This window comes from Rhodococcus koreensis (assembly GCF_017068375.1).
Taxonomy (GTDB): domain Bacteria; phylum Actinomycetota; class Actinomycetes; order Mycobacteriales; family Mycobacteriaceae; genus Rhodococcus_F; species Rhodococcus_F koreensis.
Genome location: NZ_CP070609.1, coordinates 2,943,067 through 2,968,699 on the forward strand (window position 1 = coordinate 2,943,067; position 25,633 = coordinate 2,968,699).

The 25,633-nt window shown below is 67.3% G+C and carries 26 protein-coding genes; 15 read left to right on the forward strand and 11 right to left on the reverse strand.

All coding sequences use genetic code 11. The features are described 5' to 3' along the window. Positions 1 to 15: 15 nt before the first annotated feature. Positions 16 to 690 (forward strand): GntR family transcriptional regulator, encoded by a 675-nt coding sequence (locus tag JWS14_RS13605; RefSeq protein WP_206016009.1) that lies wholly within the window; start codon positions 16 to 18, stop codon positions 688 to 690. Between the two features lie 292 nt (positions 691 to 982). Next, the gene (locus tag JWS14_RS13610) at positions 983 to 2,050 is read left to right on the forward strand and encodes an IS110 family RNA-guided transposase (RefSeq protein WP_206013501.1); all 1,068 of its coding nucleotides are present in this window, start codon (positions 983 to 985) and stop codon (positions 2,048 to 2,050) included. Positions 2,051 to 2,064: 14 nt separating this feature from the next. Here JWS14_RS13610 and JWS14_RS13615 read toward each other — a convergent pair whose 3' ends face one another. The 4 genes from JWS14_RS13615 to JWS14_RS13630 all read right to left on the reverse strand — a co-directional run bounded on the left by JWS14_RS13615 (position 2,065) and on the right by JWS14_RS13630 (position 7,643). Then, positions 2,065 to 2,529 carry a hypothetical protein gene (locus tag JWS14_RS13615; RefSeq protein WP_206013502.1) on the reverse strand — a complete coding sequence of 155 codons (465 nt, stop codon included), beginning with the start codon at positions 2,527 to 2,529 and terminating at the stop codon, positions 2,065 to 2,067. A gap of 5 nt (positions 2,530 to 2,534) precedes the next feature. After that, on the reverse strand, positions 2,535 to 4,481 hold the full coding sequence (locus JWS14_RS13620; protein WP_206013503.1) for a primary-amine oxidase: 1,947 nt from the start codon (positions 4,479 to 4,481) through the stop codon (positions 2,535 to 2,537). Then, positions 4,478 to 5,968, reverse strand: a complete 1,491-nt coding sequence (locus tag JWS14_RS13625; protein WP_072937256.1) for an APC family permease — start codon at positions 5,966 to 5,968, stop codon at positions 4,478 to 4,480. The genes JWS14_RS13620 and JWS14_RS13625 overlap by 4 nt, the downstream gene beginning before the upstream one ends. Positions 5,969 to 6,137: 169 nt before the next feature. Continuing rightward, positions 6,138 to 7,643 (reverse strand): aldehyde dehydrogenase family protein, encoded by a 1,506-nt coding sequence (locus tag JWS14_RS13630; protein ID WP_072937285.1) that lies wholly within the window; start codon positions 7,641 to 7,643, stop codon positions 6,138 to 6,140. Positions 7,644 to 8,062: 419 nt separating this feature from the next. On the opposite strand from JWS14_RS13630, the gene JWS14_RS13635 reads away from it, so the two are divergent. Next, on the forward strand, positions 8,063 to 9,517 hold the full coding sequence (locus tag JWS14_RS13635) for an APC family permease (RefSeq protein ID WP_179377604.1): 1,455 nt from the start codon (positions 8,063 to 8,065) through the stop codon (positions 9,515 to 9,517). Further along, positions 9,514 to 10,269 carry an IclR family transcriptional regulator gene (locus tag JWS14_RS13640; protein WP_206013504.1) on the forward strand — a complete coding sequence of 252 codons (756 nt, stop codon included), beginning with the start codon at positions 9,514 to 9,516 and terminating at the stop codon, positions 10,267 to 10,269. The genes JWS14_RS13635 and JWS14_RS13640 overlap by 4 nt, the downstream gene beginning before the upstream one ends. A gap of 2 nt (positions 10,270 to 10,271) precedes the next feature. Here the strand turns inward: JWS14_RS13640 and JWS14_RS13645 are convergent, their stop codons facing one another. Further along, positions 10,272 to 11,132, reverse strand: coding sequence for an SDR family oxidoreductase (locus JWS14_RS13645; protein ID WP_072937254.1), 861 nt, complete (start codon positions 11,130 to 11,132; stop codon positions 10,272 to 10,274). A 153-nt stretch (positions 11,133 to 11,285) separates the two neighbouring features. On the opposite strand from JWS14_RS13645, the gene JWS14_RS13650 reads away from it, so the two are divergent. From JWS14_RS13650 to JWS14_RS13660, 3 genes are all read left to right on the forward strand, one after another. Next, a complete protein-coding gene (locus JWS14_RS13650; protein ID WP_206016011.1) occupies positions 11,286 to 12,143 on the forward strand; it encodes an SGNH/GDSL hydrolase family protein in 858 nt (285 codons plus the stop codon). Between the two features lie 200 nt (positions 12,144 to 12,343). Beyond that, positions 12,344 to 12,649, forward strand: coding sequence for a WhiB family transcriptional regulator (locus JWS14_RS13655; RefSeq protein ID WP_206013505.1), 306 nt, complete (start codon positions 12,344 to 12,346; stop codon positions 12,647 to 12,649). A 178-nt stretch (positions 12,650 to 12,827) separates the two neighbouring features. Next, positions 12,828 to 14,267, forward strand: coding sequence for an amino acid permease (locus tag JWS14_RS13660; protein ID WP_072937251.1), 1,440 nt, complete (start codon positions 12,828 to 12,830; stop codon positions 14,265 to 14,267). A 79-nt stretch (positions 14,268 to 14,346) separates the two neighbouring features. Here the strand turns inward: JWS14_RS13660 and JWS14_RS13665 are convergent, their stop codons facing one another. Further along, on the reverse strand, positions 14,347 to 15,816 hold the full coding sequence (locus tag JWS14_RS13665; protein ID WP_206013506.1) for a PucR family transcriptional regulator: 1,470 nt from the start codon (positions 15,814 to 15,816) through the stop codon (positions 14,347 to 14,349). 131 nt (positions 15,817 to 15,947) lie between these two features. Between JWS14_RS13665 and JWS14_RS13670 the strand changes: the two genes are divergently transcribed. The 4 genes from JWS14_RS13670 (at position 15,948) to JWS14_RS13685 (ending at position 19,777) form a co-directional block, all read left to right on the forward strand. Then, complete coding sequence (locus tag JWS14_RS13670) at positions 15,948 to 17,360, forward strand: NAD(P)/FAD-dependent oxidoreductase (protein WP_206013507.1); 1,413 nt, start codon at positions 15,948 to 15,950, stop codon at positions 17,358 to 17,360. A 37-nt stretch (positions 17,361 to 17,397) separates the two neighbouring features. Continuing rightward, a complete protein-coding gene (locus JWS14_RS13675; protein WP_206013508.1) occupies positions 17,398 to 17,745 on the forward strand; it encodes a cupin domain-containing protein in 348 nt (115 codons plus the stop codon). A 52-nt stretch (positions 17,746 to 17,797) separates the two neighbouring features. Further along, the gene (locus JWS14_RS13680) at positions 17,798 to 19,291 is read left to right on the forward strand and encodes a CoA-acylating methylmalonate-semialdehyde dehydrogenase (RefSeq protein ID WP_206013509.1); all 1,494 of its coding nucleotides are present in this window, start codon (positions 17,798 to 17,800) and stop codon (positions 19,289 to 19,291) included. A gap of 93 nt (positions 19,292 to 19,384) precedes the next feature. Further along, entirely contained in the window at positions 19,385 to 19,777 is a 393-nt protein-coding gene (locus JWS14_RS13685) for a tautomerase family protein (RefSeq protein ID WP_072937246.1), read from the forward strand. Positions 19,778 to 19,943: 166 nt separating this feature from the next. Here JWS14_RS13685 and JWS14_RS13690 read toward each other — a convergent pair whose 3' ends face one another. Next, on the reverse strand, positions 19,944 to 20,228 hold the full coding sequence (locus tag JWS14_RS13690; RefSeq protein ID WP_072937245.1) for a hypothetical protein: 285 nt from the start codon (positions 20,226 to 20,228) through the stop codon (positions 19,944 to 19,946). Between the two features lie 289 nt (positions 20,229 to 20,517). On the opposite strand from JWS14_RS13690, the gene JWS14_RS13695 reads away from it, so the two are divergent. Next, positions 20,518 to 21,213, forward strand: a complete 696-nt coding sequence (locus JWS14_RS13695) for a response regulator (RefSeq protein WP_095862244.1) — start codon at positions 20,518 to 20,520, stop codon at positions 21,211 to 21,213. Here the strand turns inward: JWS14_RS13695 and JWS14_RS13700 are convergent. Together JWS14_RS13700 and JWS14_RS13705 are read right to left on the reverse strand one after the other, a co-directional pair. After that, positions 21,191 to 21,610 carry a LytR/AlgR family response regulator transcription factor gene (locus tag JWS14_RS13700; RefSeq protein ID WP_095862243.1) on the reverse strand — a complete coding sequence of 140 codons (420 nt, stop codon included), beginning with the start codon at positions 21,608 to 21,610 and terminating at the stop codon, positions 21,191 to 21,193. The two genes, JWS14_RS13695 and JWS14_RS13700, sit on opposite strands and share 23 nt — an antisense overlap. A 54-nt stretch (positions 21,611 to 21,664) precedes the next feature. Continuing rightward, a complete protein-coding gene (locus JWS14_RS13705) occupies positions 21,665 to 23,206 on the reverse strand; it encodes a GAF domain-containing sensor histidine kinase (protein ID WP_095862242.1) in 1,542 nt (513 codons plus the stop codon). 256 nt (positions 23,207 to 23,462) lie between these two features. On the opposite strand from JWS14_RS13705, the gene JWS14_RS13710 reads away from it, so the two are divergent. From JWS14_RS13710 to JWS14_RS13720, 3 genes are all read left to right on the forward strand, one after another. Then, positions 23,463 to 23,696, forward strand: coding sequence for a hypothetical protein (locus tag JWS14_RS13710; RefSeq protein ID WP_206013510.1), 234 nt, complete (start codon positions 23,463 to 23,465; stop codon positions 23,694 to 23,696). Between the two features lie 151 nt (positions 23,697 to 23,847). Then, positions 23,848 to 24,096, forward strand: a complete 249-nt coding sequence (locus JWS14_RS13715) for a type II toxin-antitoxin system Phd/YefM family antitoxin (protein ID WP_072937240.1) — start codon at positions 23,848 to 23,850, stop codon at positions 24,094 to 24,096. Then, entirely contained in the window at positions 24,093 to 24,350 is a 258-nt protein-coding gene (locus tag JWS14_RS13720) for a Txe/YoeB family addiction module toxin (protein ID WP_072937239.1), read from the forward strand. The genes JWS14_RS13715 and JWS14_RS13720 overlap by 4 nt, the downstream gene beginning before the upstream one ends. Here the strand turns inward: JWS14_RS13720 and JWS14_RS13725 are convergent. Together JWS14_RS13725 and JWS14_RS13730 are read right to left on the reverse strand one after the other, a co-directional pair. Further along, positions 24,347 to 24,946: a hypothetical protein gene (locus JWS14_RS13725; protein WP_072937238.1), complete on the reverse strand. Its 600-nt coding sequence runs from the start codon at positions 24,944 to 24,946 to the stop codon at positions 24,347 to 24,349. The two genes, JWS14_RS13720 and JWS14_RS13725, sit on opposite strands and share 4 nt — an antisense overlap. Further along, positions 24,943 to 25,605 carry a TetR/AcrR family transcriptional regulator gene (locus JWS14_RS13730; RefSeq protein ID WP_206013511.1) on the reverse strand — a complete coding sequence of 221 codons (663 nt, stop codon included), beginning with the start codon at positions 25,603 to 25,605 and terminating at the stop codon, positions 24,943 to 24,945. Before JWS14_RS13730 ends, JWS14_RS13725 begins: the two co-directional genes overlap by 4 nt. Between the last annotated feature and the right edge of the window lie 28 nt (positions 25,606 to 25,633).

The following is a 25,633-nucleotide window of genomic DNA, read 5'->3' on the forward strand; positions in this document are numbered from 1 at the left end:
ATTTGAGTCGTGGCAATGTCCAAGCGCGCCGAAACGTCACTGTTGACCGACCAGGTCTACGACATGATCCACGAGTCGATCATGAACGGTGATCTGCCTGCCGGTGCCCGCCTGCGAGTGCGAGATCTCGCCGAACAGGTGGGAACCAGCGTGATGCCGGTGCGCGAGGCGATCCGCCGGCTCGAGGAAGCCGGGTTGGCCGAGCGATCACCGCACAAGGGGGCAGTGGTCAAGGGCCTCACCCTCGCCGAGTTGGTGCACGTCTACGACGTGCGCCGGTTGCTCGAGGTGGAGGCCGCCCGGCTCGGCGCCCAGCGAATCAGCGCTGCGGACAGTACCCGGATGCAGGACGAGTTCGCTCTTATGCGCACCGCCCTCGACGAGCGGCGTGTGGTGGCCTATCTCGACCACGACGAGGCGCTGCTGACGATCCTGTACGAGGCCGCCGAGAATCCCGTGCTGGTCGACACGATCCGCACGCTGTGGCAGCGTTGCCGGGCATACAAGATCGTCGGCGCCGAGGGCACCGTCGACACGACCGAGGACGACTCGCTGTGGAAGTACCAGCAGCGTCTCGTCGAGTCCGCCCGGGAGCACGACGACGCCGCGGCCGCCGCGGTCAACAACGATTCGCTCCTGGACGCGACCGCGCGGATCAAGGCGCAACTCGCGCAGCAGGACGCGAGCTAGACGCGCACCCGTGGCCTGACGCGACCACCCCCATGTGAGTGGCAAAGCGTGCCGGGGGACGCTTTGCCACTCAGTGATACTGGTTGGGTTCGTTGACGCGGCCGGTCTGACTCGTTGCCACTCTGACGCCCGCAAGGACTGTCCTTCACGTGATGTGTCGACCGACCGCGTCGACGAACACACGCGGCCGGTCGGGCGGAGTGACCTGATAGGAGCCTGACTTCGACAAGTCCCATCACTGAGTTGTCCGCCGTCCCGACCGGTGCGTGGCCACCAGATGAAAGGGACAGCCATGACCAGCATGACCGAAACCCCGCCGGATGTCAGCCTGACCATCCACGCCGGCGTCGACACCCACAAACACACCCACCACGCCGCGATCGTCGACCACCTCGGTCGCCCCCTCGCCGACCGCGAGTTCCCCGCCACCGATGCCGGCTACCACCAACTCCTGAGCTGGCTCGCCGGCACCGGCATCATCGCCTCCGTCGGTGTCGAGGGCACCGGCAGCTACGGCGCCGGCCTCACCCACGTGTTGCACGACGCCGGTCTCACCGTCGTCGAGGTCGACCGCCCCGACCGTCGTTCCCGACGGCGGCACGGCAAATCCGACCCGCTCGACGCCTACGCCGCCGCCACCGCGGCCCTGACCGGACGCGCCACCACCGTCCCCAAGACCCACGGCGGGGACGTCGAGGCAATCCGGTTCCTGCACAACGCCCGCCGCAGCGTGATCAAGTCCCGGGCCGAGGCGATCACCACCCTCAAGGCGATGATCGTGAACGCACCCGAACCCCTCCGCGCCGCCCTGCGCGGGCTGTCCGACCCCGCCCTGTTCGCCGCCTGTGCCGCGCTGCGTCCCGGCCCGATCGTCCCCGGCGACCTGACCGCGGCCGTCAAGACGGCGTTGCGGTCCCTCGCCCGCCGGATCCGCGCCCTCACCGCCGAGGGTCGGGCCCTGCGCACGAACATCGCGGCCCTGGTCGCCCACACCGCACCACGGCTGCTCGAACGGTGCGGCGTCGGTGTCGAGACCGCCGCCCAGCTGCTGATCACCGCCGGCGACAACCCGGGCCGCATCACCTCCGAGGGTGCCTTCGCGAACCTCTGCGGGGTCGCCCCGATCCCGGCGTCGTCCGGGCAGACGACCCGGCACCGCCTCAACCGGGGCGGTGACCGGCAAGCCAACCGGGCACTGCACGTGATCGTGCTCTCCAGACTCAAGTACGACGACCGCACCCGCGCCTACCGGGACAAACGACTCGCCCAAAGCAAAAGCAAACGCGACATCATCCGCTGCCTCAAACGAGCCGTCGCCCGAGAAATCTTCGCCCTCCTCAACCCCGCAAACCCGGGTTGACACTCATAGGAGCATCACGTGGGGGGTTGGTCGAGCCGGCTGCGGTAGAAGAGCACCGTCACGGCGACCACCGCTTCGAGCGCGGCCGTCGCGAGGGCCGCCGCCATCGGGGTCGACATCGCATGCGCCATCGGAGGAGCCGAGGCTGCCGCATGCATCGCGTGCCCGTGGTGGCCGCCGCCACCCGAACCGGGACTCATCACGGTGAGGTGCAGTGCAATCATCCCGACGTTCATCATCGCGACCAGCCCCCAGTCCCGCTGCGAACCCCGCATCCACAGGTGCCCCGCGCAGTACAGACATCCGAGGATCATCGCGACGGTCACCACCCCGACCATCGGCGACGCCGCCGCATGCTCACCGAGCGTCGCGGCGTGGAGCCCTGCCGTGGCGATCGCGAGGGCCGCGGCCGCCCGCCGCCACCAGAGGCTGGTGCGGCGGGCGGCCGTGGAGAAGGCCGTGGAGAAGACGGTGGTCACGACGTCTAGCCTTCGCAGCAGTGCTTCGCGGCGCTCGCCGGCAGGTCGAGCGCGGGATTGCGGTCGAAGAACCCGACGGGCTTGAGCTTGAACCCGGCGTAGTCGACGGGCATGACCGGCCAGTCCTCGGGCCGGGGGAAGTGCGTCAGCCCGAACGTGTGCCACAGCACCAGGTCTTCGCCGTCGATGTCCCGGTTGCCCGCCACGAACGAGGGCAGACCGGCCTGGCCCGGGTGCTGGTTGACGAAGTCGCCTGCGGGATAGCGCTCGGACTCGTCGTACTGCGTCACCCACAGGTGTTTGGTCGCGAACGCGGCGCGGGCGGCGATCGAACTCGACGGGTCTGCAAGGAGCACCGGCTGTCCCTCCGGGTGCAGCGCATACCCGACGTCCTGACCCAGGCGGTTCTGCTTGGTGGGATTGGTGATGTGCCAGACCCTGGCCTTGAGGTTGTCGGCGGTGCGCTGCCCCTCGGATTCGGTGGTCAGCTTGGTCTTCTGGCAGCGGAAGGCATTGCCCCACGGGTTCTCCGGTCCCATCGGGACGGGCACGGCATCCACCTCCTCGACCGTGTTCACGTTACCGTCGACGGCCATGTCGAGTCGAGCGGAGAAGAGGTGCTGGTGGAACGGGGCGCCGAGCCCGGGCGCCATCTGGGTGGAGAATCCCTCCGCGCCGCGGTACGCGGACGTGAAGACGATTCCGGTGGCCTTCGCCTCGAGTTCGATGGTGCCGTCCAGGTAGAGGTACCAGTAGAACCCGTAGTCGTAATTGCCGATGGTGAGGAAGAACGAGATGACGAGGCGGCGCGAGCGGCGGGTCTCGGTCATGCCGTTGAACATGTCGGTGTGCTTCCACAGGACGCCGTAATCCTCCTCGTGGAGGCAGATCGCGTTCTTCATCACGCGCGGGTCGCCGGCCTCGTCGGCGATGGTGACGTCGAAGTACTGGATCTCACCGAGGCAGTCGCAGCCGAGTTCGAGCGAGTTGGTGTACCGGCCGAACAGGTACTCCCCCTGGTCGAAGTAGTTCTGCCAGTAACGAACCGGGGACGGATCGGCGTACGGAACCACCATCTCGGCGATCGACGCGCGATAGATCACGGGCCGTTCGACTCCCCCGTCGTCGAACGAGAGCTGGTGCAGCGTCAGACCTTCGCGCACATCGAAACCGAAGCGGAATTTCCAGTCGGCCCAGGTGATCTCTTTGCCGTCGACGGAGAAGCTGGCACCCTCGGGCTGGGTGATCTCGATCGGCTTGAGGTCGGTGCGGGTGGGTGTCGCGTGCGGCTCGGCGTTCCATTCGCCACGCTCGGCGGGCACCGGCAGCTCGATCTCGTCGACCACCTTCACGACGCGACGCTCGGTGAGGTCGACGTAGGCAACCACCCCGTCGATGGGGTGCGCCCACGGCAGGTCCGCCTCGTCCTCCTGATGGAAGGCGAGGACGCGGACGATGCGGTGCCCGACCTCGTCCTCGTGGCCGAACACACCGGCCGACAGGGGAACCGCCCGGACCTTCGACGGTTCGATGTCGCGCTTCGCCATCGCCGCGAGCCAGTCGGCGCTGCCGAGCAGGAAGGCTTCGATGTCCTCGAACTCCTCGTCGAGGATCGGGACGTGACCGTCGGTGGCGGAATCGACGGTGGTCGAGCTGATCACACGGTTCTCCGTCACGGACACGACGAGGTCGGTGCCGATGCCGGTGGACCGGTCGAGCAGCAGGATCCGGGCGCGCCGCTCGATCGGGTCGCCGGGGGTGAACGCGAGGACCGTGGACTTGTGCGGCTCGGCGAGCGCGACGAACACGAAGCGCACGTTCTCGCCGATCAGTCCCTCGTCCGTGAGCAGTGCTTTCGCCGAGCGGATCTCATCCGCGGTCAGCGGAGTGAGCGGGTGATCCGGGGCGGCGGACCCCACGGTGGCGCGGGTCTCGGTGGTTGCGGTACTCATCGTGCGATCTCCTTGTCGATGACGGTGTCGTTCGTGTGATGCTGCGGTAGTGCGGTGTCGTGTCGTGCGGCGTGGGGCCGGAGCACTGCGACGGCTGCTCCGCCGGCGAAGGTTCCGACGAGCAGGACCCCGATGACGGCGGCGAGCGTGCTCGATCCGCCGACGAGAAGGGGAAGGTTGGCGACGGTCATGATCAGCAGCCCGGCCAGACCGACGAGTCCGAGCAGCGGTGCGATCACCGTGTTCCACAGCCGCCGGTCCACCCGGGTCCGGCCGAAGTAGACGAGGACGGCCACGGACGTCAGGGTCATCAGGGCGACGATGCCGACCGAGGACACACCGGCGAACCAGGCGAAGACCTCGGTCACCGGGTCGAGTCCGGCGACGGCGGACGCGAGGATCAGCACGAGAGCGGACACCGTCTGCACGACCGACGCGATGTACGGCGACGCATGCTTGTCGTGCGAACGGCCGCAGCCGGCGGGCAGGGCGGCACTGTTCCCGAGGGAGAAGATGTACCGGGAGAGCACGTTGTGGAAGGACAGCAGCGCGGCGAACAGGCTCGTGATCAGGAAGATCTGGACGAGGTCGCCGGCGATCGCACCGACGTAGCGGGTGGCGGTCTCGGTGATCATGCCCTCGGGGTTCTCGGTGGCGATGGCCACCGCGCCCTCGTCGCCCCACGCGCTGACCATCGCCCAGCTCGACAATGCGTAGAAGCCGCCGATGACCAGCAACGCGAGGTAGGTCGCCCGGGGAATGGTGCGGCCCGGATCGCGGGCCTCGTCACGGAAGACGGCGGTGGCCTCGAATCCGATGTACCCGGCGATGGCGAAGATCAGGGCGATGCCGGGTGCCCCGGAGAAGAACTCGCCCGGGTGAAATGCCGCCGTGGAGAATCCCTCGTCACCGCCGCCGCGGAGGATGACGGCGGCGTCGATGACGAGGACGATCCCGACCTCGCAGACAAGCAGGACGCCCAGCACCTTGCCGGACAGGTCGATGTGCCGGTATCCGAGGATCGCGACGACGGCGGTCACGGCCAGGGCCCACACGTACCAGGGAAGTTCGGGACCGCCGTGCGCGGTGACGAAATCGTTGACGGCGGCCCCGATGTATCCGTAGACCGCGCCCTGGACGGCGGTGTACGACAGCAGCGCGAGGAACGCGGAGCCGAGACCGGCATGCCTGCCCAGGCCCTGCGTGATGTAGGTGTAGAACGCGCCGGCGCCGGGGAGGTGCTTGGCCATCGCGGTGAATCCGACGGCGAAGAACAGCAACACCACCGTGCAGACCAGGTACGACGCCGGATAGGCGGCGCCGTTACCCGCCGAGATCCCCAGCGGGACGGTGCCGGCGATTACGGTCAACGGGGCCGCCGCTGCGACGACCATGAACACGATGGCACCGGGACCGAGGGTGCCTGCCAGTCTGCGAGACGCGCCGTCGCTGACTGCACTCGGGTGCGGTGAGGCGTTGGTTGTCATGGCTTCCTTCGACTTTCACGAGGAGAGGGTCTGCGTGGATGCTCCGCGGTGAGCTCCGGAACGAGCATGCGGCTGCGGGTTGTCGGCGCGGTTGCCGAAGCGTCACGGTTCGTCGACGGCAAATGAGAACGCATGCAGGGGTGTTCTCATTCGGCTCCGGTCACGGTCTCTAGAGCGCGATGTTGACGGACTTGCTCTGGGTGTACTCGGCGATGGCGCCCTCACCGAGTTCGCGTCCCCACCCGGACTGCTTGTAGCCGCCGAACGGGAGCGCCGTGTCGAACGCATTGTGGCAGTTCACCCACACGGTGCCCGCCTTGATCTCGGCGGCCACCTCGTGGGCGCGGGACACGTCCCGGGTCCACACGCTGGCGGCGAGGCCGTAGGGGGTGTCGTTGGCGGCTGCGCGGACGCCTTCCTCCCGGTTGAACGGCACCGCGACGGCGACCGGTCCGAAGATCTCCTCCTGGTACACGCTGAAGTCGCGGTTCACGTCGACCAGCAGGGTGGGCTCGACGTAGAAACCGGTGTCGCCGTGCCGCCGCCCGCCGGAGAGGGCGCGGGCGCCGTCGGCGAGTCCGGCGTCGATGTAGCCGGTGACCTTGCCCAATTGCTCCCCGGAGATCAGCGGGCCGATGTCGTTGGTCGGGTCGAGCCCGGGGCCGATCTTCTGCGACTTCGCGAAATCGGCTACCCCGGATGTGAATTCGTCGAAGATCCGATCCTCGACGAGCAGCCGCGTTCCAGCCGTGCAGGCCTGCCCGTGGTTGAACAGGAATCCGCTCGCCACGCCCGGGATCGCGGCCTCGAGGTCCGCATCGGAGAACACGACCTGCGGGCTCTTGCCACCGAGTTCGAGGGACACCTTCTTGAGGTTCCCCGACGCGGCATTGACGATCTTCTTTCCGACCTCGGTGGAGCCGGTGAACGCGACCTTGTCGACGTCGTCGTGACCGGACAGCGCCGCGCCGATGTCGCCGAACCCGGTGAGCACGTTGAACACGCCGTCCGGGACGCCGGCCTCGGCGATCACCTCGGCGAGGAGCAGCGCGGTGAGCGGGGTCTGCTCCGCGGGCTTGAGGATCATGGTGTTCGCGCAGGTCAGCGCGGGCGCCACCTTGAACGCGGCCATCACCAGCGGGAAGTTCCAGGGGATGATCTGCGCGCACACGCCGACCGGTTCGCGGGTGGTGAAGGCGTGGAAGCGGGCGCCGGGCGCCCACGGCACCGACACCGGGATGGTGCGGCCCTCGATCTTGGTTGCCCAGCCGGCGTAGTAGAAGAAGATCTCCGCCGCCCACGTCACGTCGACGGCCTTGGCCACCGCCACCGACTTGCCGTTGTCGATCGACTCGAGCTGCGCGAACTGATCCGCGCGGGCGAGGATTCCCTCGCCGATCTTCCAGAGGATCCGCTGACGTTCCGCGGGGGTGAGCGAGCGCCACGGCCCGGACTCGAACGCCCGCCGGGCCACCGCAACCGCCCGGTCCACGTCTTCGATGCCGGCGTGCGGCACTGTCGTGATCACCTGTCCGGTGGCGGGATCGACCGTCTCGAACGTCCTGCCCGACGCGGAGTCCACCCATCGGCCGTCGACGAACATGCGCTTCGGGGACGAAACGAAGTCGACGACCCGGGGGTCGAGTCCGGCTGGGGTGTGAACGACTGCAGTCATCATGTCCTCTTCGATGGAGTGAATGAATCTGTGAATGAATCCGGCTTCTGCAGAACACTTTTGGCGGGAGTTTTCGCCTCGTCGTGCTGCGGCCTGAATCCACGATAAACCCGGGATGTGTCGCCGGTCACTACTAAATCCGGATGGGAATCAGCGACTGCGGCATTCTCATTCGACTTTTCCGGCCGCGGCGGTGGCGATTCTCATTCCGGCTTTTCGGGTCGGTGCAGCTGATCCACCATGTGCGGCGTCGCAGGCCCCGGAATCGGGAACGAATTCCCCGGCCATTCTCATTCGAGGTGACCGAAAATTAATTCCGATCGGCGCATCACGCTCGACTCCTGCGCTAGCGTGCAACTCATGCAGCCCGGCGTCGATCACGCGCGGGCAGGCGAGAAAGTGTGGAGAGCAGGTGCGTGGTGTCCGGTACACCCAGAATCAGAAGTAGATCACCGGTCGCCGGTCTCGAGCGCGCGCGCCTGAGTTTCGTCCAGGTGCTCGGGCAGTCCGTGTCCGCGGTCGCACCGTCGGCCGTGATGGTCACGCTGCCCGCTCTCGTCATCCCCGACGCCGGCCGGGCGACCATCGCGGTGTTCGTCGCCGCGGCGATTCTGATGACGGCGGTCGGCTACTGCGTCGGACAGTTCGCGACTCGGATGGTGGCCGTCAGCGGTCTCTACAGCTACATCGTGAAGGGGCTCGGGGCGGTGCCCGGTTTCGGCGGCGGCTGGTCGCTGCTCGTCGGCTACGCGGCCGCCGCCATGGCGAGCACGCTCGGCGCCGCGAGTTACCTCGCGGCGCTGCTCGGCCGAGTGGGGCTTCCGACGGGGTCGACGCTCATCGCGGTCCTCGCGGCGATCGTCGGACTGCTCGCCCTGATGCTGATGATCCGGGGGGTGAAGTTGTCGGCGCGGATCATGCTCGCCATCGAGGTCTTCGCCATCGTCGCCGCCTCCGCCGCGCTCGTGGTCGCGTTCGTCCAATCCGTCCGGGAGGGCGCGACCCCGTCCGCGGGCGGCGCGAAATCGGGGTCCGCGGTCGGGTTCGCCGTACTGCTCGCGATTACGTCGTTCGTCGGATTCGAGAGCGCGGGCACGGTGGCGCGCGAAGCCCGCAACCCGTTCGTCACCGTTCCGCGCGCCATCCGGTGGACCCCGATCGCCCTGGGCGTCCTGTACGTGTTCGCGGCCGCCCTGCAATTGCCGGAGCCGGTGCGGCAGGGAGTCGACTCACTGCCGATCGTCCTCACGTTGCCCGACCCGTCCGGCGCCGGTTCGTCGGCGCTGTCGATCGTCATGGAACTCGGCATCACCGCCTCCTGGTTCGCCTGCGTCCTCGGTTCGACGACCGCACTGTCGCGAACGCTGTTCGCGATGGGCCGCGAAGGGGTGGTTCCGATCGTGTTCGGCCGGACGCACGACCGGTTCCACACCCCGCACGTGGCGCTGGCGGTCGCGATGCCGGTGATCGTCGCCGTCCCCGTCCTCTACCTGTTCGTCAGCGGTTCGAGCCGCGACGTCCTGATCGGGCTGCTCGCCGTGTCCGCCCACGGCTACGTCCTCGCGTACGTCCTGCTGTGCGTCGCGACGCCGGCGTTTCTCCGGCGGATCGGCGAACTGACCCGGCTCCCGCTGGTCATCGGCGCGCTGGCGGCGACGGCGATGGTGGCGCTGGTCGGGTGGGCGGCGTTCTCGCGGACGTATGTCGCGGGCGCGGCGACCGCGGTCTACGTGCTTCTGATGCTCCTCGGCGCTGCGGTGTTCGCGATCCGCGCCAGGCGATCCCCCGGAATCGGAGAACGGATGGGTGTGTACGACGAGGCCGTGGCCGACGACCTGCTGGGCCGCTACCGCCCGTGGGAGGTCCGCCGGTGAACGCCGACGACAGGGCCCTGTCGGGGCGGCAGCCGAAGGCCGTCACCAGCGCGCTGCGGGTGCTCGAGGAAGTGGCCCGCGCCGGTTCGGGTGTCACGGCGAAGGACATCGCGGCCCGCCTGTCGATGCCGTCGGCGACCACGTACCGGCTGCTCAACATCCTCGTCGGCGAAGGCTATGTGGTGCGGCTTCCCGACCTGTCGGGGTTCGCCCTGGGCCAGAAGATCGGGGTTCTCGTCGACGCCGCCGTGGTGCCCACCGTGTGTGCGGCGGCGCGGGAGGTCCTCGCCGAGCTTCGACTGTCGGTGCGCTTCGGGGTCCACCTCTTCTACTACACCAACGTCGCCGTCCGCACCGCCGACGCCGACCCCGAATACCCGCCGCCAGAGGATGAGTCGTTCCTCAACCAGCACCTCTACGCGTGTGCGGTCGGCAAGCTTCTCCTCGCGGAGAAGGCGGAACTCGAATCCGTGATTCCCCGCTGGGAGCCGCGGGCGCTGACGGCCCGCACGATCGTCGTGCGGAGTGAGCTGCTCGCGAATCTGGACCTGATCCGACGCCAGGGGTTCGCCACCCAACTCGCGGAGTTGCGGGACGCGTCGGCGTGCGTCGCCGTCCCCGTCCGGTCCGGAACAGGGTCGCTCGTCGGCAGTCTGGCACTGTCGGGGCACGTCGATCACGAACACCTCATGCTGCGGCATGTCCCGTCACTGCGGGAGCACGCGGAACGGCTCGCCCCGCTGATGGCCTGACGTCACGTCGTCTGCGACTGCCGGGCGAGGCGACGGTCGTAGTCGGCCCGTCCGACGGGGTCGACGGCGGTGAGCGCGCGCCGGTCGTCGACGAGTCGGCGACCGAGGTCGAGGAGGCTCTCCGGGACCACGGCGTCGATCAGATCCCACCCGGCGAGGTAGCGGGGCACCGCCGTTTCGGCGCGACGATGGTCGAGTGTCCGAACGATGGCGTCCGCCACGTCCTCGGGGTCGACGGTCGGCATCCCACCGCCCAGCGGCACCCCCGACGACAGCCCGGTGCGGACCGCGCTGGGAAGAATCGTGCTCACGCTGACACCGGCCGGAGCGAACTCGGCCCGGACGGCGGCGGACAGTCCGACCGCCCCGAACTTGCTGGCGTTGTAGACGGCCATCCCGGGCACGGGCAGTTTGCCGGCCATCGATGCGACGTTCACGATGTGGCCACGCCCGCGCTCGACCATCCCGGGCAACACCGTTCGCATGCCGTGCAGCGGTCCCCACACGTTGACGTTCATCGTCATCCGGCTGGTCTCGTCGGATTCCTCGAGGAACCCACCGAGCGGCATGACGCCGGCGTTGTTGACCAGCACGTCGATGCGACCGCAGTCCGCCAGCACGTCGTCGGCGAACCGCCGCCACGACTCCACGGAAGCGACGTCCACCGTGTACGCGCGGGCGCCGAACGCCGAAGCCGCCTCGTCGGCGACCGCACGATCGAGGTCACCGATGCACACGGTCGCGCCCCTGGCCGCGAACAGTTCCGCAGTGGCGCGGCCGATGCCCCGCCCTCCCCCGGTCACGACGATGACCGCGCCGTCCGGGTCGATCTCGGGGTAATTCCGTCCGCTGAAGATTCCCATGGTTTCGGAGACTAGCAGTATCTGAGTTACGTCGGTAGCCCGAATTTCTCCGAGTCCGTCGAAGTCAGGCGATATCCGGCGGGCGGAAATAGGATGAGTGATGACGAAAAACCCGCCGGGCCCACACGATCCGGTCGTCCTCGAAGCGGTCCCGTGAAGCCGGGCCTGTCCCCCGCCCTCGTCGCGTGCACGGTGGCGCTCGCGCTCCCGTGGTCGCATCCGGCCGTGGCCGACGCCGCGCCGGACCCCGCCGTCCGGTACGTCGCGTTGGGGGATTCGCGAGCCACCGGGTCGCCTCAGGATCTGCTGTCGATTCGGGACGGGTGCTTCCGCACGTCCGACGCGTACCCGCAGATCGTCGCCGACACCCTGAGCGCGGAATCCTATGTCAGCCGGGCGTGCGCAGGCGCGAAGACCGAGAACATCACGACAACACCGCAATTCACAGTGACCGGCCCGCAGCCACCGCAGATCGGGGCGCTCCGGCCGGACACGACGCTCGTCACCGTCAGCATCGGCGGAAACGACATCGCGTGGTCGTCGCTGGTCGAGCCCTGCTACACGCCCGCCCCGGGATTCGACGCGAGATGTCGCTCCGACGCCACCACGGCCCGGCGCATGACCGACGCCCTCACCGTGCTCGGCCCGAAGGTGTCCGCGACCCTGGCTGCCATCGCCGCGAAGTCCCCCGCAGCAACTGTGCTCCTGGTGGGGCACGGCGGCATCTTCGGCGACCGCGGCTGCTGGCCCTACGTCCCCACGAGCGACGCCGACGCCGCCTTCGTCGTGCAGTTCTTCGTGCGAATGAACGCCGTTCTCGCCGACGCGGCACGCGCGAACGGCGCCCGGTTCGTCGACGTGGCCGCCGCCGCGGTGGGGCACGACGCGTGCGCCGGACCCGTTCGACGCTGGTTCGAGGGCCTCGTCCCCCGGTCGTTCACGATGCCCCTGCACCCCACCCACGAAGGGCACAGAGCGATGGCCTCGCTCGTCGTCGCGCCCCTTCCCTGACCAGCAGGCGGCGGCGCGCAGGCACGGCTGGACGCCCAACCTAGTGGCACACCCGGGCGCCATCCGGTATACCCTTCAAACGGGTCGTACGGTTTGTTATCCGGCAACGGCCGTAACCGATACCGACACTCACATATAGAAAAACGACATCTGTTTCCCGACACGTGGATCGTCCACAGGCCTGGAACGGAAGGACCGCAGTGCTGTTGGCAGAAACGTCAGAAATACGGGCCCCCGCGGCCGCACCCCACCACGAGGAGTGGCGAGAGGTGGCCGCATGCCGCGGAGTCGCATCATCGGTGTTCTTCTCCCCCGATGGCGAACGCGGTCGCGCCCGGGCCCGCCGCGAGGCGAACGCCCGGCAGATCTGCGAAGACTGCCCGGTCCTCGCCCAGTGCCGCGACCACGCCCTCACAGCGGACGAACCGTACGGAATCTGGGGAGGCATGACCGAGGCCGACCGCCGACGCCACGCCCGGCGAACCCGGACCGGCGAGCGCCGCTGACCTGGTCAGCCGCGTTTCAGGCACGGCTCTTCATCACATTGTATGAACCGGCACCCCCATCGTTGTCGTGATGGCGCATGGTGGGCGCGCAACCACGCGAGCAGGGTGACTCCCATCACAAGCGTGGTCCCGCCCCTGCGAACGTCGACGGATGCGGACACCTGATGAAGGGAATGCCATGGGTACGGTTCCGGACGGAGCGCATCAGCTCAAACCCGGCCTCAAGCAGCGGCACCTCACGATGCTGTCGCTCGGCGGCGTCATCGGTGCGGGGTTGTTCGTCGGCTCGAGTGCGATCATCAACCAGGCCGGTCCGCTTGCGTTCATCACGTATGGCATCACGGGACTGATCGTGTTGCTGGTCATGCGCATGCTCGGGGAAATGGCTTCTGCCAAACCCTGTTCCGGATCGTTCACCGATTATGCGCGGATGGCGTGGGGTGAGTGGGCAGGATTCTCGACGGGGTGGCTCTATTGGTATTTCTGGGTCATCGTCGTCGGATTCGAGGCCGTCGTCGGCGGTCAGATGATCAACAAATGGATCCCGTCGATACCGGTATGGGTGATTGCGCTCGTACTGATGATGGTCATGACCGCCGTCAATCTCCTGTCGGTGGGCGCTTTCGGTGAGGCGGAATACTGGTTCGCCAGCATCAAAGTCGTCGCCATCGTCGCCTTCATCACCGTCGCCGCCCTCTTCGTTTTCGGGCTCTGGCCCGGCGCAAGCGTCGACTTCGGCAACCTCACCGATCACGGTGGATTGCTGCCGAACGGGTTGGCCACCCTGTTCGTCGGCGTGGTGGTGGTCATCTTCTCCATGACCGGCGTCGAGGTCGTCACGATCGCGGCCGCCGAATCGGCGGAGCCGGCGAAATCGATCCGCAAGGCCGTCAATTCGGTGGTGTTCCGCATCCTCGCCTTCTTCGTCATCTCGACATTCCTGATCGCCGTGATCGTGCCGTGGGACTCGGTGGTTCCGGGGGAATCGCCGTTCGTCGCCGCCCTGGACCGGATCGGCATTCCGGGTACGGCGGACCTGCTCAACCTCGTCATCCTGGTCGCGGTGCTCTCCGTCTTGAACTCCGGTCTCTACACGTCCTCGCGGCTGCTGTTCGTCATGGGCGGACGCGGCGACGCTCCGGCATGGATGACCTCGACCAACAAGCGGGGTGTCCCGGTGAAGGGAATCCTCTCGTGCACGGTGGTCGGCTACGGATGTGTGGTGCTCGCGGCCCTGTTCCCGGACACGGTGTTCCTGTTCCTGATCAACGCCTCCGGTGCGGTGTTCCTGTTCGTGTACTTCATGATCTGCATCTCCGAATTGCGGTTGCGCAGGCGGTGGGAGAAGGAAGACCCGAGCCTGCTCCAGTTCCGGATGTGGCTGTACCCGGGCCTGCCGATCCTGGTCACGACAGCGATCGTCGCGGTGCTGATCAGCATGGGATTCCGGGAAGCCAACCGGATCGAGCTGATGCAGGGAGTCGCCGTCTGGGTGGTGCTGACGATCGTCTACGTCCTGAGGAAGCGACTGGGTGGGCGCGGTTCCGGAGGATCTTCTTCGCTGGACTCCCCGGGCGCCGACAACGAGCGACCCGCGACTCCCCAACCGACCTCGTAAAACGCGGGAATACCCGTCACAGTGCTGCTGCCACCCCAGGGTGGTAGCAGCACTTCGCGTTCCGGGAAGGCCTGCCGGCTCACTCGATCAGTTCGTCCAGTGTCAGTTTGGTTCGGTCGGCGCCGGACAGCGCGAGCCAGAACATCGCCGACCCTTCCGTGGAGGTGGGTTTCAGGCCGGTGAGCTGTTCGACGCGGCGCAGCCGGTACACGAGGGTCTGTCTGTGGATCTTCAGTTCGTCGGCACTCCTCTGCCAGGCGCCGTCGTTGCGGAGGAACACCCGGACCGAGCTGACGAGGTCGCCCTCGCTGGTTCTGTCGTGGAGGATCAGCGGGCCGAGGATGTCGCGCACCAGTCGGCGAGTGTCTTCCACACTGCGTGGCAAGAAACCGATCTCGTCGTCGTCTTCGCCGTAGACGTTGACGGTCAGCCCCTGTTCGTGAGCACGGGCCACAGCGAGTTGGGCTTGCCGGGCGGCTTCGGCGACGTCGGAGTTGGCGGTGAGGGTGGTGCTGACCCCGACGGCACATCCGCGCCCCAGCTTCGAACCGATCGTCGACAGCAGATCCAGGTCTCGTGGTACCAGCCCGATCAGCATCGCCGTGCGGGGCAGCAGCAACGGCGCGTACTCGTGAAGGCACACCTGCCGATGAATCGTCTCGTGGTGCAAGGCATCTCCGTCGGGGGTACTCCAGCATGCGACGACGACGGCATTCGTCATTCCACGGTGACGTAGTTCCGGCCAGACTGCGGCGGCGGTGATGGTGTCGTCCAGCAGGCCCAGCAGCAGGTCCTGTCCGGAGGCGCGGAGCCGGTCACGTTGCGCGGCATCGTGTTCGAGTTCCAGGGCGATCAGCCCACCGAGGTGTTGGAGCAACGGCCGGTCGTTGACGGGCAGCCGGCCGGCGCCGGCCGACAGCACCACCGCCCCTGCGCCCGGGATGGGAATTTCCACGCGGCCGGCCGGTTCGTCCGGCCGGTTGTCACGCTGGTGCAGCGCGAGTCGGCCGCTGACCACGACTTCACCGGCGTCGTGGTCCCGGACCTCGAGCGCCCACCCGGTGGTGCCCTCGAGCGCGGAGATCCGGTCGGCGAACGTGCCCCTGGCGTGCAGCGCCTGCCAGTACACGTCGTAGAGGCGTGTGATCGTCGTCAAGCGTTGGCGTTCGGATTCGACGGCACTTTCGATGACGGTCCGTGCCAACGTGACGAACTGCAAGTCGAAGCTCGCGGACAGCACGGGAAAGCCGCGTCGGTCGGCCACCGTGAGCAGTTCGGCGGTCACATCCGGGGTGCCGGGGCCGCGCGCGATCACCAGGGCGCTGACCTGGCTGTCGATCAGGTGCGCCATCCACTCGGACTGCTCCGCGGGGCCGTCGGGAAGCCCGCCGCCGGTCGTCATGACCAGGTCACCGCTTTCGAACCACAGCCACGGATCGGGAAGGTCGCACGCGTGCGCCCAGGTCACCAGTCTCGCGCCACCGCTCTCGCCGGCGAGATACCGCAATCCGAGCGACGGGATCGCGGTCAGTTGATCGACGGAGATCACCGGTCCTCACCTCCTCATACAAACGTACAGCCGGCGGTCGGATGTCTGTGAATCCGGAGTATGTCGGGGCTCACATGCTGACACGACACTGGACACCGACGCACGAAACGAATGACGGCTGGAGGCTCTAGATGGTAGTCAGCAATGCCCGCGCTGGTGGGCGCGACGTGTCAGGTGCCGCACACGGTACACCCCTGTGGCGCGAGGATCGAGAGTTCGCTCCCCGACGGCCCGCGTTGCCCGGGAACGTCACCGCCGATGTCGCCATCGTCGGTGCCGGGTTCACCGGGTTGTGGGCGGCCTACTACCTGCTGCAGGCGGATCCGTCGCTGAAAGTCGTTCTTCTCGAACGCGAATTCGCCGGGTTCGGGGCGTCCGGGCGCAACGGCGGGTGGGCGTCGTCGATCTTCCCGGTCTCCCTCGCCCGCGTCGAACAGCTGTATTCGCACCGCGCCGCCCTGGATCTGCAGGCCGCGATGAACGATACGGTCTCCGAGATCGGCCGGGTCGTCGGCGACGAGGGCATCGACTGCGAATACGCCCGCGACGGGTTCGTCTCCCTCGCGCGGAGCGAGGCGCAGTGGGCGCGGGCGAAGGCGACCGTGGCCGGTGCCGAGAAGTTCGGCACCCGCGGCCAGTGGCAACTGCTCGATTCCGCTGCGGCGCAGGAGAAAATCAACGCCACCGACGTCCTCGGCGGCATCTACACCGAGCACTGTGCACTGCTGCACCCGGACAAACTCGTGCGTGGGCTCGCCGGCTGGGTCGAGGAACACGGCGCAGTCATCTACGAGGACACCGCGGTCGACGAGATCGGCAAGGGCATCGTCTGGACCGAACACGGCTCGGTCACCGCCTCCGTCGTCATCCGCGCGACCGAGGCATTCACCCCCGAATTTCCGGCGTACCGGCGCAACGTGGCACCGCTGTACTCACTCGTCGTCGCCACCGCGCCCCTGCCCCAGGGGCTTCGCGAGGACCTCGGCCTGGACGGCCGGACCGCGTTCAACGACATGCGCAACCTCCGGATCTACGCGCACCCGACCAGCGACGGCCACTTGCTGTTCGGCGGCCGCGGCGCGCCGTATCACTTCGGGTCCAAGGTCGATTCGTCCTTCGACGTGGACGAGAAGATTCACGACAAGATCATCGACACGATGCACGAGTTCTTCCCGGCGCTGGCGGACGTGCCGATCACCCACCGGTGGGGCGGCCCGCTCGGTGTTCCGCGCGACTGGTTCCCGTCGGTCGGCTACGACCAGAACAACAAGACGGCCTGGGCCGGACCGTACGTCGGTGACGGTGTCGCGACCAGCAACCTCGCCGGCCGCATCCTGCGCAACCTCATCCTCGACAAGCGCGACGACCTGAATTCGCTCCCCGTGGTCAACCACCGCTCGCCGAAGTGGGAAGTCGAGCCGTTCCGGTGGTTCGGAGTCAATGCCGGACTGCGCGCCGCCGCGACCGCCGACCTCGAGGAGCGGGTGACCAACAAGCCGTCCAAGGTTTCCGCGCTGCTGGAGAAGCTCACCGGCGCCCACTGACCATCGATACTGCAGAACACTTCTTGGAGAAATCACCATGACATCACTGATCCACCTGCCCGCCAGCACAGTTCAAGGCGAGCTGACCCCCGCGGGGCAGCGGCCCGGAGCAGACAGCGGCGACCCGCAACTCGGCACGCTGCCCCTCGACGGCGGCACCGACGCCCAGATCGGGATCTGGGAATGCCGGCCGGGTGGTTGGCCGGTCGTCGACCGGCTGAACACCGAAACCTGCTACATCATCTCCGGTAGGGCGACTTTGACCGACGACGAAACCGGCACCAAGGTCGACATCTCGGCAGGCGATTTCGTCGTCCTGCCCCCGGGCTGGTCGGGACGCTGGGACGTCACCGACACCCTGCGCAAGGCCTACGCCATCTTCTGACGCACTCACCGCATCCCACTTCGCACTCCGTCACTCCTTCGAAAGGATTCACGTGGTCGCCACGATCTCCCATTGGTTCGACAACAAGACCTTCCCCGGCACCAGCGGCAACACCGCCCCCGTCACCAACCCGGCCACCGGCGCCGTCACCGGACAGGTCGCCCTGGCCAGCGTCGAGGACGCCCGCGCCGTCATCGACGCCGCAGCCGCCGCCTTCCCCGCCTGGCGCGACACCTCCCTCGCCAAGCGCACCCAGATCATCTTCAAGTTCCGGGAACTGCTCAACGAGCGCAAGGGCGAACTCGCCGAGATCATCACCTCCGAACACGGCAAGGTCGTCTCCGACGCCCTCGGCGAAGTCTCCCGCGGCCAGGAGGTCGTCGAATTCGCCTGCGGCATCGCCCACCTGCTCAAAGGCGGCATGACCGAAAACGCCTCCACCAACGTCGACGTCTCCTCCCTCCGCCAACCCGTCGGCCCGGTCGGGATCATCTCCCCGTTCAACTTCCCCGCCATGGTCCCGATGTGGTTCTTCCCCATCGCCATCGCCGCCGGTAACACGGTGGTGTTGAAGCCGTCCGAGAAGGACCCCACCGCCGCCATCTGGATGGCCGAACTCTGGGCCGAAGCCGGCCTCCCGGCCGGGGTGTTCAACGTGCTGCAGGGCGACAAGACCTCCGTCGACGAACTCCTCACCAACCCCGCAATCAAGGCCATCAGCTTCGTCGGCTCCACCCCCATCGCCCAGTACGTCTACGCCACCGGCACCGCCCACGGCAAACGCGTCCAAGCATTGGGTGGGGCGAAGAACCACGCCATCGTCCTCCCGGACGCCGACCTCGACCTCGCCGCCGACGCCATGGTCAACGCCGGCTTCGGATCCGCCGGCGAACGCTGCATGGCCATCTCCGCCCTCGTCGCCGTCGGCGACATCGCCGACGAACTGGTCGCGAAGATCAAAGACCGCACCGACACGTTGAAGATCGGTGACGGCACCCGCGATTCCGACATGGGACCGCTGGTGACGAAGGTGCACCGCGACAAGGTCGCCTCCTACATCGACGCCGGCGAAAACGACGGGGCCACCATCGTCGTCGACGGCCGGCAGGTGCAGCCCGACGGCGGTGCGGACGGGTTCTGGCTCGGCCCCACCCTGATCGACCACGTCACCACCGACATGTCCGTGTACACCGACGAAATCTTCGGACCCGTCCTCTCCGTGATTCGGGTCGAGACCTACGACGAAGCCCTCGAACTGGTGAACTCCAGCCAGTTCGGCAACGGCACCGCCATCTTCACCAACGACGGCGGCGCCGCCCGCCGATTCCAGAACGAGGTCGAGGTCGGCATGGTCGGCATCAACGTCCCCATCCCCGTCCCGATGGCCTACTACTCCTTCGGCGGCTGGAAGAACTCCCTGTTCGGCGACACCCACGCCCACGGCGCCGAAGGCGTGCACTTCTTCACCCGCGGCAAGGTCGTCACCACCCGCTGGCTCGACCCCAGCCACGGCGGCCTCAACCTCGGCTTCCCCCAGAACAACTAAACCCCCACCACATCACCTGTGCGGGGTGCGGATCTCGGACCGCACCCCGCACAGGCCCCCACTCACCACTCCCCCACACTCGAGGAACACGTCATGCCTCTCGTCCACATCCACGTCATCGAAAACAGGCGCACACCCGAGCAACTTCGCCACGTTGCGGACGTCGTGCAGAACGTGATGCTCGAACACTTCGCCGCACCCGATCGAGACCGCTACCAACTCATCACCGAACACAAGCCGGGCCAGATCATCGCCGAGGACACCGGACTGGGGTTCGAACGCACCGACGACATCGTCGTCGTGCAGATCGCTCAACAGGGCAGAAGCGTGGACCAGAAGACGGCGATGTACCGGGCACTGGCCGACCGACTTCACATCGAGACCAGTCTCGCACCAACCGATGTGATCGTCTCGGTCGTCGAGAACACGCGCGATGACTGGTCTTTCGGCAACGGAATCGCCCAATTCGTAGAAGGCCACCTCTGACCACACACACTGCAGTCGCTGAGCGGCACGCCAGGAGAACGGACATCGACATGATCGGCTGGACACCCCCGCCGCCCGCTCGATCGATCCTTCGACACCGGCGAGCCTCCGCCATCAGTGCATGCGACGCCTGGCAGCGTCCGCTAGTTGACCCGACGCCGACGAGCTAGAACATGCCGTGGCCCCCGAAACCACCGAAGTGTCCGAAACCACCGAAGCCACCGAGGAACGGGCCGGCCTCCGGTCGTTGGGACCCGTAGGTTCCGGGCCAGCCCCAGGGGAAGCCCGACTGCGGCACGTCGGTCACGGGCCCCTCATCTGGCACGACCCGTGCGACGGGCGTAGCAACGCTGTCGGTTACTGTTGCCGCGGAAGCAGTTCCGGCGCCGAGGGCGATCAGGGGTGCGATTGCGGCTGCGGCGACCGCCGCGCGGATTGCGAACTTGTACATTGTTCTCACCTTTCGTTTTCTGGAGCTGTGATCGGGTTGATGATCGAACGACCATTGATGTAAATTTTCGTCCGAACACGGCCCGGAGTCGCCACAGCCAGCGGGTGTTTGCAGGTGCTACCAGCCGTAATCTCGGTCTTCCAGGTAGCTGCAATGCCATTACCGGCCGGCGTGTGCAAGACCGCATTGTGGCGTATCGACGGGGTGCCGATGACGTACTCTCGAAGTCGATCACTTCGACGGTGATCGGGCGCTTTCTCACGGACGACGCGGAAACTCGGGGTCGACGATGGCCGAATTCCATCCTCCGGCGGCGCGGTCCGATCCGGCGACGCCACGGGTGCGGGTGCTGCTGGCCGAGGACGACGTCCTGCTCCGCGAGGGTGTGGCGAGCCTGCTCGCCCGCTCCGGCTTCGATGTTATGGGGCAGGCCGGCGACGCAACCACCCTCCTCGAACTGGTCCGGAAGCGAACGCCCGACCTGGTGGTGGTCGACATCCGGATGCCACCGACCCACACCACCGAAGGCCTCGACGCAGCCCGGGAGATTCGCGAACACTTCCCCGAGGTCGGCATCCTGGTGCTGTCGGCGCACGCCGATGTCGAGCACGCGATGGAACTACTGGCCAGCGGCCGCGGAATCGGCTACCTGCTCAAGAGCCGCATCACCGACGTCGACGATTTCATCGACACCCTGCAGCGCATCGCCGCGGGGGCGTCCGTCGTCGACCCGGCGCTGGTGCAGGAGTTGGTGTCCGCCCGTCGGCGCAACGACCCGCTCGCGGCGCTCAGCGCGCGGGAGCGGGAGGTTCTGGCCCTCATGGCGGAAGGACGTTCCAATGCCGGCATCGCCCGCCGGCTGTGGGTCACCGAAGGAACCGTCGAGAAGCACGTGCGCAGCATCCTGACCAAACTGAACCTCCCGGAGACCGGCGACGATCACCGACGGGTTCTCGCGGTCGTCACCTTTCTCGAGGCTCGCTGACCGGAGCCACGCGGTCCCGTTCAGCGCGGAGCAGATCCCGGATTGCATCGGACGACAGTTCGGTCTTCGACACGAATCCCACCGCAGGGCTCCCGGAGACCAGGTCGGCCAGGTCTTGCTCGGCGTGCGTGGAAATCAGGATCACCGCTGCTGCGAACGACTCGTCGAGTCGCTGCGCGAGGTCGAATCCGCACTCCGCGCCGAGTTCGACGTCGACCAGAATGACGTCGGGCTGCAGTTCCGCGGCCGTCCGCACCGCGTCGGCGGTGTTCGATACTGTGCCGACCACGGGGATGCCCTGCTGCTCGAGGAGTCGCCGAGCAGTGTCCAGAAAACACGGGCTGTCATCGACGATCAGGCACCGTGGACGATCGTGCTGCAACACCATGCCCTCCATCGTCGACCCGATCCTCCCGCCGACGCATTCCCGCTAGCAGGAAAATCCCCTCGTTCACTCGCCGGCGACCGGGATCGTGATGTCCAGCGTGGTGCCGTGACCCGGCGGACTCGTGATCCGCAGGTGGCCGCCGAGGGCCTCGACCCGGTCCTGCAATCCGAGGAGCCCGGAGCCCGCGGCGGACGAGGCACCGCCGACGCCGTCGTCCCGGATCACGAGGTGAAGGATGCCGTCCTGCGTCCCCAGCGACACGGACACCTCGGAGGCTCGCGCGTGCTTGGCGGCATTGGTGAGCGCCTCGGCGACCACATAGTAGGCGGCTACCTCGACCGATTCCGCGAAGCGATCCTCGATTGCGACGTCGAGGGTGACGGGGACCGCCGAGCGACGCGCCAGCGTCCGCACCGCCGATCCCAGCCCTCCCTTCGACAGGATCGCCGGGTGGATTCCGTGTGAGAGTTCGCGCAGATCCTCCGACACCCCCTTCAGCCCCGACGCGATGGCCGACAGCTGCTCCTTCACGTCCACCCATTCGGCAGGCACCGATGCCTCCGTCATCCGCACCTCGAGCCCCAGCGACACCAGTCGCTGCTGAGCCCCGTCGTGCAGATCGCGTTCCAGGCGACGCCTGGCCTCGTCGGAGGCCGCGACGATCCTCGCGCGCGACGCGAGCAGTTCGGCACGGGTCACAGCATTGGCGATCGCGGTCGCGACGAGATCGGCGAAGTCACCGAGCCGCGCCTCGGTGTCCGGTGGCAGCGGCTCGGCGCACCGCGATCCGACGATCGCCGCACCCCACACCCGGGAGTCCACGACGATCGGGACTCCCACGATCGATCCGAAGCCCCCCTCCCGAATGCGGGTCGCGACTTCCCCACCGACGTGTTCGTGGTTGTCGATCCTGGCGGCACGGCCGGTGCGGAGAACGATCGCCCCGACGTCGTCGCCCTCCATCGGGATTCTGTCTCCGGTGTCGGACATCCCCGTGACCCCCGGCTCGTATCGAACGGCGACCAACGTCCCCGTACCGTCCCCGTCGTTGCGAAGGAGTACGGCGTTGACCACGTGCAGCCAGAGCGTGAGTTCCTCGGCGACAGCTGTGAAGACTTCCGGTGGGCTCACTCCACGCGCCGCCAGTGTTGCCACTCGGCGCAGTGCGGCCTGATGTGCGGCGAGGACACCGAGTTCGTCGCGGCTGACCTCGGCCTCGCGCCGGCGCAGGACCGCCTCGGCGGTGCGCAACCTGGCTTGACCGGCCATCAGGTTGGCCACCAGCGCGACGGGCAGGAAGACCAGGATGGCCACCCAGTCGCCGGGTTTGGTCGGAAGCAGGGATCCCGCCACCTGGAGGTGGAAGTAGACGTAGACGACTGCACTGACCAACGTCGTCATCACCGACAGCACGAATCCCCAGCGAGCCGAGACCACCAGGACGCCGAGCAGGAACACCGCGCCGAAGGCGTTCTGCGGCGCGACCGTGTCGAGCTGATGCACCACAGCGGTTTCCACGGTGATCACGGTGGCGGCGACCACGATACCCAGCCACAGAGGAGGGCTGGTCGGGCGCACCAGGAGCGCTATCAGACGCGCAGGCATCTCTCGCGCGTCCGCATCGACAGCCCCGAAGTGGGACGCCGCGTCGCGCCGCGACAGCGCTCCGATTGACCGCCGTGACCACTTTCGCGTCATCGTGCTTGCTCGGATCAGTCGTGGAGTTCTCGGACAGACCTCGATGTGCATCATATCGAGGTGACCCTCCCCGTCTCGACGGCTTGCTCCCGTTGGTCGGCTGACACCGGCCGATGTCGCTACGCTGGGCACAGGCCGATGCAGTAGACCTTGGGAGGACGCGGTGGTAGCCGTACGGATACAGGTGGGTGATCTGGTGCAGGCGTCCGGTCACGCCGGCCCCTGGCTGGTCGTCGAGGTCAGCAAGGGCATGGCTTCGCTCCAGCATCCCGACGGGCACAGACTGTCGGTCCGGACGACGACGCTGTCGGTGGTGCACAAGGCGACGAGCCCGGCGGGCGAGGTCGATCCGCCCGCCCGCGATCAGCCGGGAGAGGCACCCACCCTCTTCGACTAGATCACGAACGATTTCGTGTCCACACATGACGTCGTTCACGCCTCCATTACGTACCAGATCAAGTACGTATATGGTACCCTGGCAGCGTCGGGCATCGCTTGCCCACGGCAGGTGCGGCCCCGCCTGCGATGCGAGGAAAAGAAGGTGACCCATGTCCGCTATTACCGCCACTGACGCCCGGAAAAATCTGTTCGGCTTGGTCAGCCAGGTGAACGAGGACCACACCCCGGTGGAGATCGTGTCGAAGAACGGCAACGCAGTCCTGATCTCGAAGGACGACTACGACTCCATCATGGAGACCGCCTACCTGTTGTCCAGCCCGGCGAACGCTCGCCGGCTGCTCCGCAGCCTGGAGGCGACCCGGCGCGGTGAATACACCGACAGGGAACTGATCGAGTGAACACCGCCTTCACCGACGACGGCTGGGACGACTACACGTACTGGCTGACCAACGATCGGAAGGTTCTCGCCAAGATCAACGCGCTGATCAAGGACATCAAACGGTCGCCCTACCAGGGGATCGGAAAACCCGAACGGCTCCGCCACATGGAAGACAACGTGTGGTCGCGGCGCATCACCCACGAGCATCGCCTGGTGTACGTGATCGTCGACGACACTGTCGTCATACAGCAGGCCCGCTACCACTACGACTAGTCGACGATCGTCGTGACGATCGTCGTGACCGCCGGGGTCCGCGGGGTCGAGCCGAACCCGAATCGGACGGGCGGATCGACCGGTGTCAGGGCGCCGAGGTTCTCGCCGCACCAGGTGGCGGACATTCCGGCCAGCCGCCGCTGGTCGACGGCTCCGTAGAACTCGCGACGCCCGTTGCCCGCGGTGCCACGGGTGCGCACACCGCGGAGAACGACGCGGGCGATCGGGTCGCTGACCGAGCAGAACCACGGCGCACCCGCGACGGTCCGCGGCACCAGATTCAGCAGGTGTCCGAGCAGGGTGCGGGCCCCGACCTCGAACCGCACGTGCAGGTCGCCGGCCTGAACCGCCCGACTGTCGCCGGACCTCGTGTAGTGAACGGGTGTGATCACCGTCCGGTCGAAGGTGTACGTCGCGGTGACGAAATCGCGGACGGCGTCCGACGGCGCGAGGAGCACCCGCAGGCCGTCGGCGTGTTCGACCATGACATCCGTGAACTCACCGAGCGGCGATCGGGACCAGTGGCCGACGACGATGCGGACTCCCGACCCGGTGCCCACGCCGGTGATCTCACCGTCGAAACGCCATCGGGTCATTCGGTCAGGTGCCGGTACGCTGCGGCGCTCCGATCCGACAGGACGGTGCGGAGAATGAATCGTGTTTGCGCCGTGATGTATTGGTCGACGGTGTAGCGGGACGCGAAATGCCAGTGCTTGAGCGCCCACCCGTGCGCGAGCATCATCATGTCGAACGTCGTCAGGTCGACGTCGAGGTCGCCGGCGATCCCGGATGCGATCGCGGCTTCGAGGGCATCGTGGAGCGGTGTGGACGTCGCCACCTCGAGTTCCTTGATCCGCTCGCGCCCCTCCTGGTCGAGGGTCCGGCTCTCCCGGTACGTCAGCACGACGGCGTCCAGGTTCTCGTCGACGATCTCGACGAACCGCCGGAACCCGGCGGCCAGCCGCTCGATGGGGTCGGTTCCCGCGGCATCCATCGCGGGCTCGAGCTGATCACGGAACGCGTCGAGGATGTCGACGATCGTGGCGAGGAGGATGTCTTCCTTGCCGCCGAAGTACGTGTAGATCAGCCCCACGCTCACCTGCGCCTCGTCGGCGAGCGCCTGCATGGACATCTGATGGAACCCGGTCCGCTGCATCACCGTGACGGCGGCGTCGAGCACCTGACGTCGACGCGAGCTGACGCGGACGGCGCGGACCGCCTCGTCGAGTGGAAGGGCGGACGTGTCCTTCGCCATGACAGATGACCTCTCCTTGGTGGCAGAA

Coding starts and splice junctions, on each gene's coding strand:
- JWS14_RS13620 (WP_206013503.1), bottom strand. CDS start 4,481: ATGAGTACCGCAACCACCGAGACCCGCGCCACCGTGGGGTCCGCCGCC.
- JWS14_RS13630 (WP_072937285.1), bottom strand. CDS start 7,643: ATGACTGCAGTCGTTCACACCCCAGCCGGACTCGACCCCCGGGTCGTC.
- JWS14_RS13730 (WP_206013511.1), bottom strand. CDS start 25,605: ATGGCGAAGGACACGTCCGCCCTTCCACTCGACGAGGCGGTCCGCGCC.
- JWS14_RS13660 (WP_072937251.1), top strand. CDS start 12,828: ATGGGTACGGTTCCGGACGGAGCGCATCAGCTCAAACCCGGCCTCAAG.
- JWS14_RS13695 (WP_095862244.1), top strand. CDS start 20,518: ATGGCCGAATTCCATCCTCCGGCGGCGCGGTCCGATCCGGCGACGCCA.
- JWS14_RS13645 (WP_072937254.1), bottom strand. CDS start 11,132: ATGGGAATCTTCAGCGGACGGAATTACCCCGAGATCGACCCGGACGGC.
- JWS14_RS13690 (WP_072937245.1), bottom strand. CDS start 20,228: ATGTACAAGTTCGCAATCCGCGCGGCGGTCGCCGCAGCCGCAATCGCA.
- JWS14_RS13725 (WP_072937238.1), bottom strand. CDS start 24,946: ATGACCCGATGGCGTTTCGACGGTGAGATCACCGGCGTGGGCACCGGG.
- JWS14_RS13675 (WP_206013508.1), top strand. CDS start 17,398: ATGACATCACTGATCCACCTGCCCGCCAGCACAGTTCAAGGCGAGCTG.
- JWS14_RS13670 (WP_206013507.1), top strand. CDS start 15,948: ATGGTAGTCAGCAATGCCCGCGCTGGTGGGCGCGACGTGTCAGGTGCC.
- JWS14_RS13700 (WP_095862243.1), bottom strand. CDS start 21,610: ATGGAGGGCATGGTGTTGCAGCACGATCGTCCACGGTGCCTGATCGTC.
- JWS14_RS13715 (WP_072937240.1), top strand. CDS start 23,848: ATGTCCGCTATTACCGCCACTGACGCCCGGAAAAATCTGTTCGGCTTG.
- JWS14_RS13625 (WP_072937256.1), bottom strand. CDS start 5,968: ATGACAACCAACGCCTCACCGCACCCGAGTGCAGTCAGCGACGGCGCG.
- JWS14_RS13685 (WP_072937246.1), top strand. CDS start 19,385: ATGCCTCTCGTCCACATCCACGTCATCGAAAACAGGCGCACACCCGAG.
- JWS14_RS13705 (WP_095862242.1), bottom strand. CDS start 23,206: ATGCCTGCGCGTCTGATAGCGCTCCTGGTGCGCCCGACCAGCCCTCCT.
- JWS14_RS13610 (WP_206013501.1), top strand. CDS start 983: ATGACCAGCATGACCGAAACCCCGCCGGATGTCAGCCTGACCATCCAC.
- JWS14_RS13605 (WP_206016009.1), top strand. CDS start 16: ATGTCCAAGCGCGCCGAAACGTCACTGTTGACCGACCAGGTCTACGAC.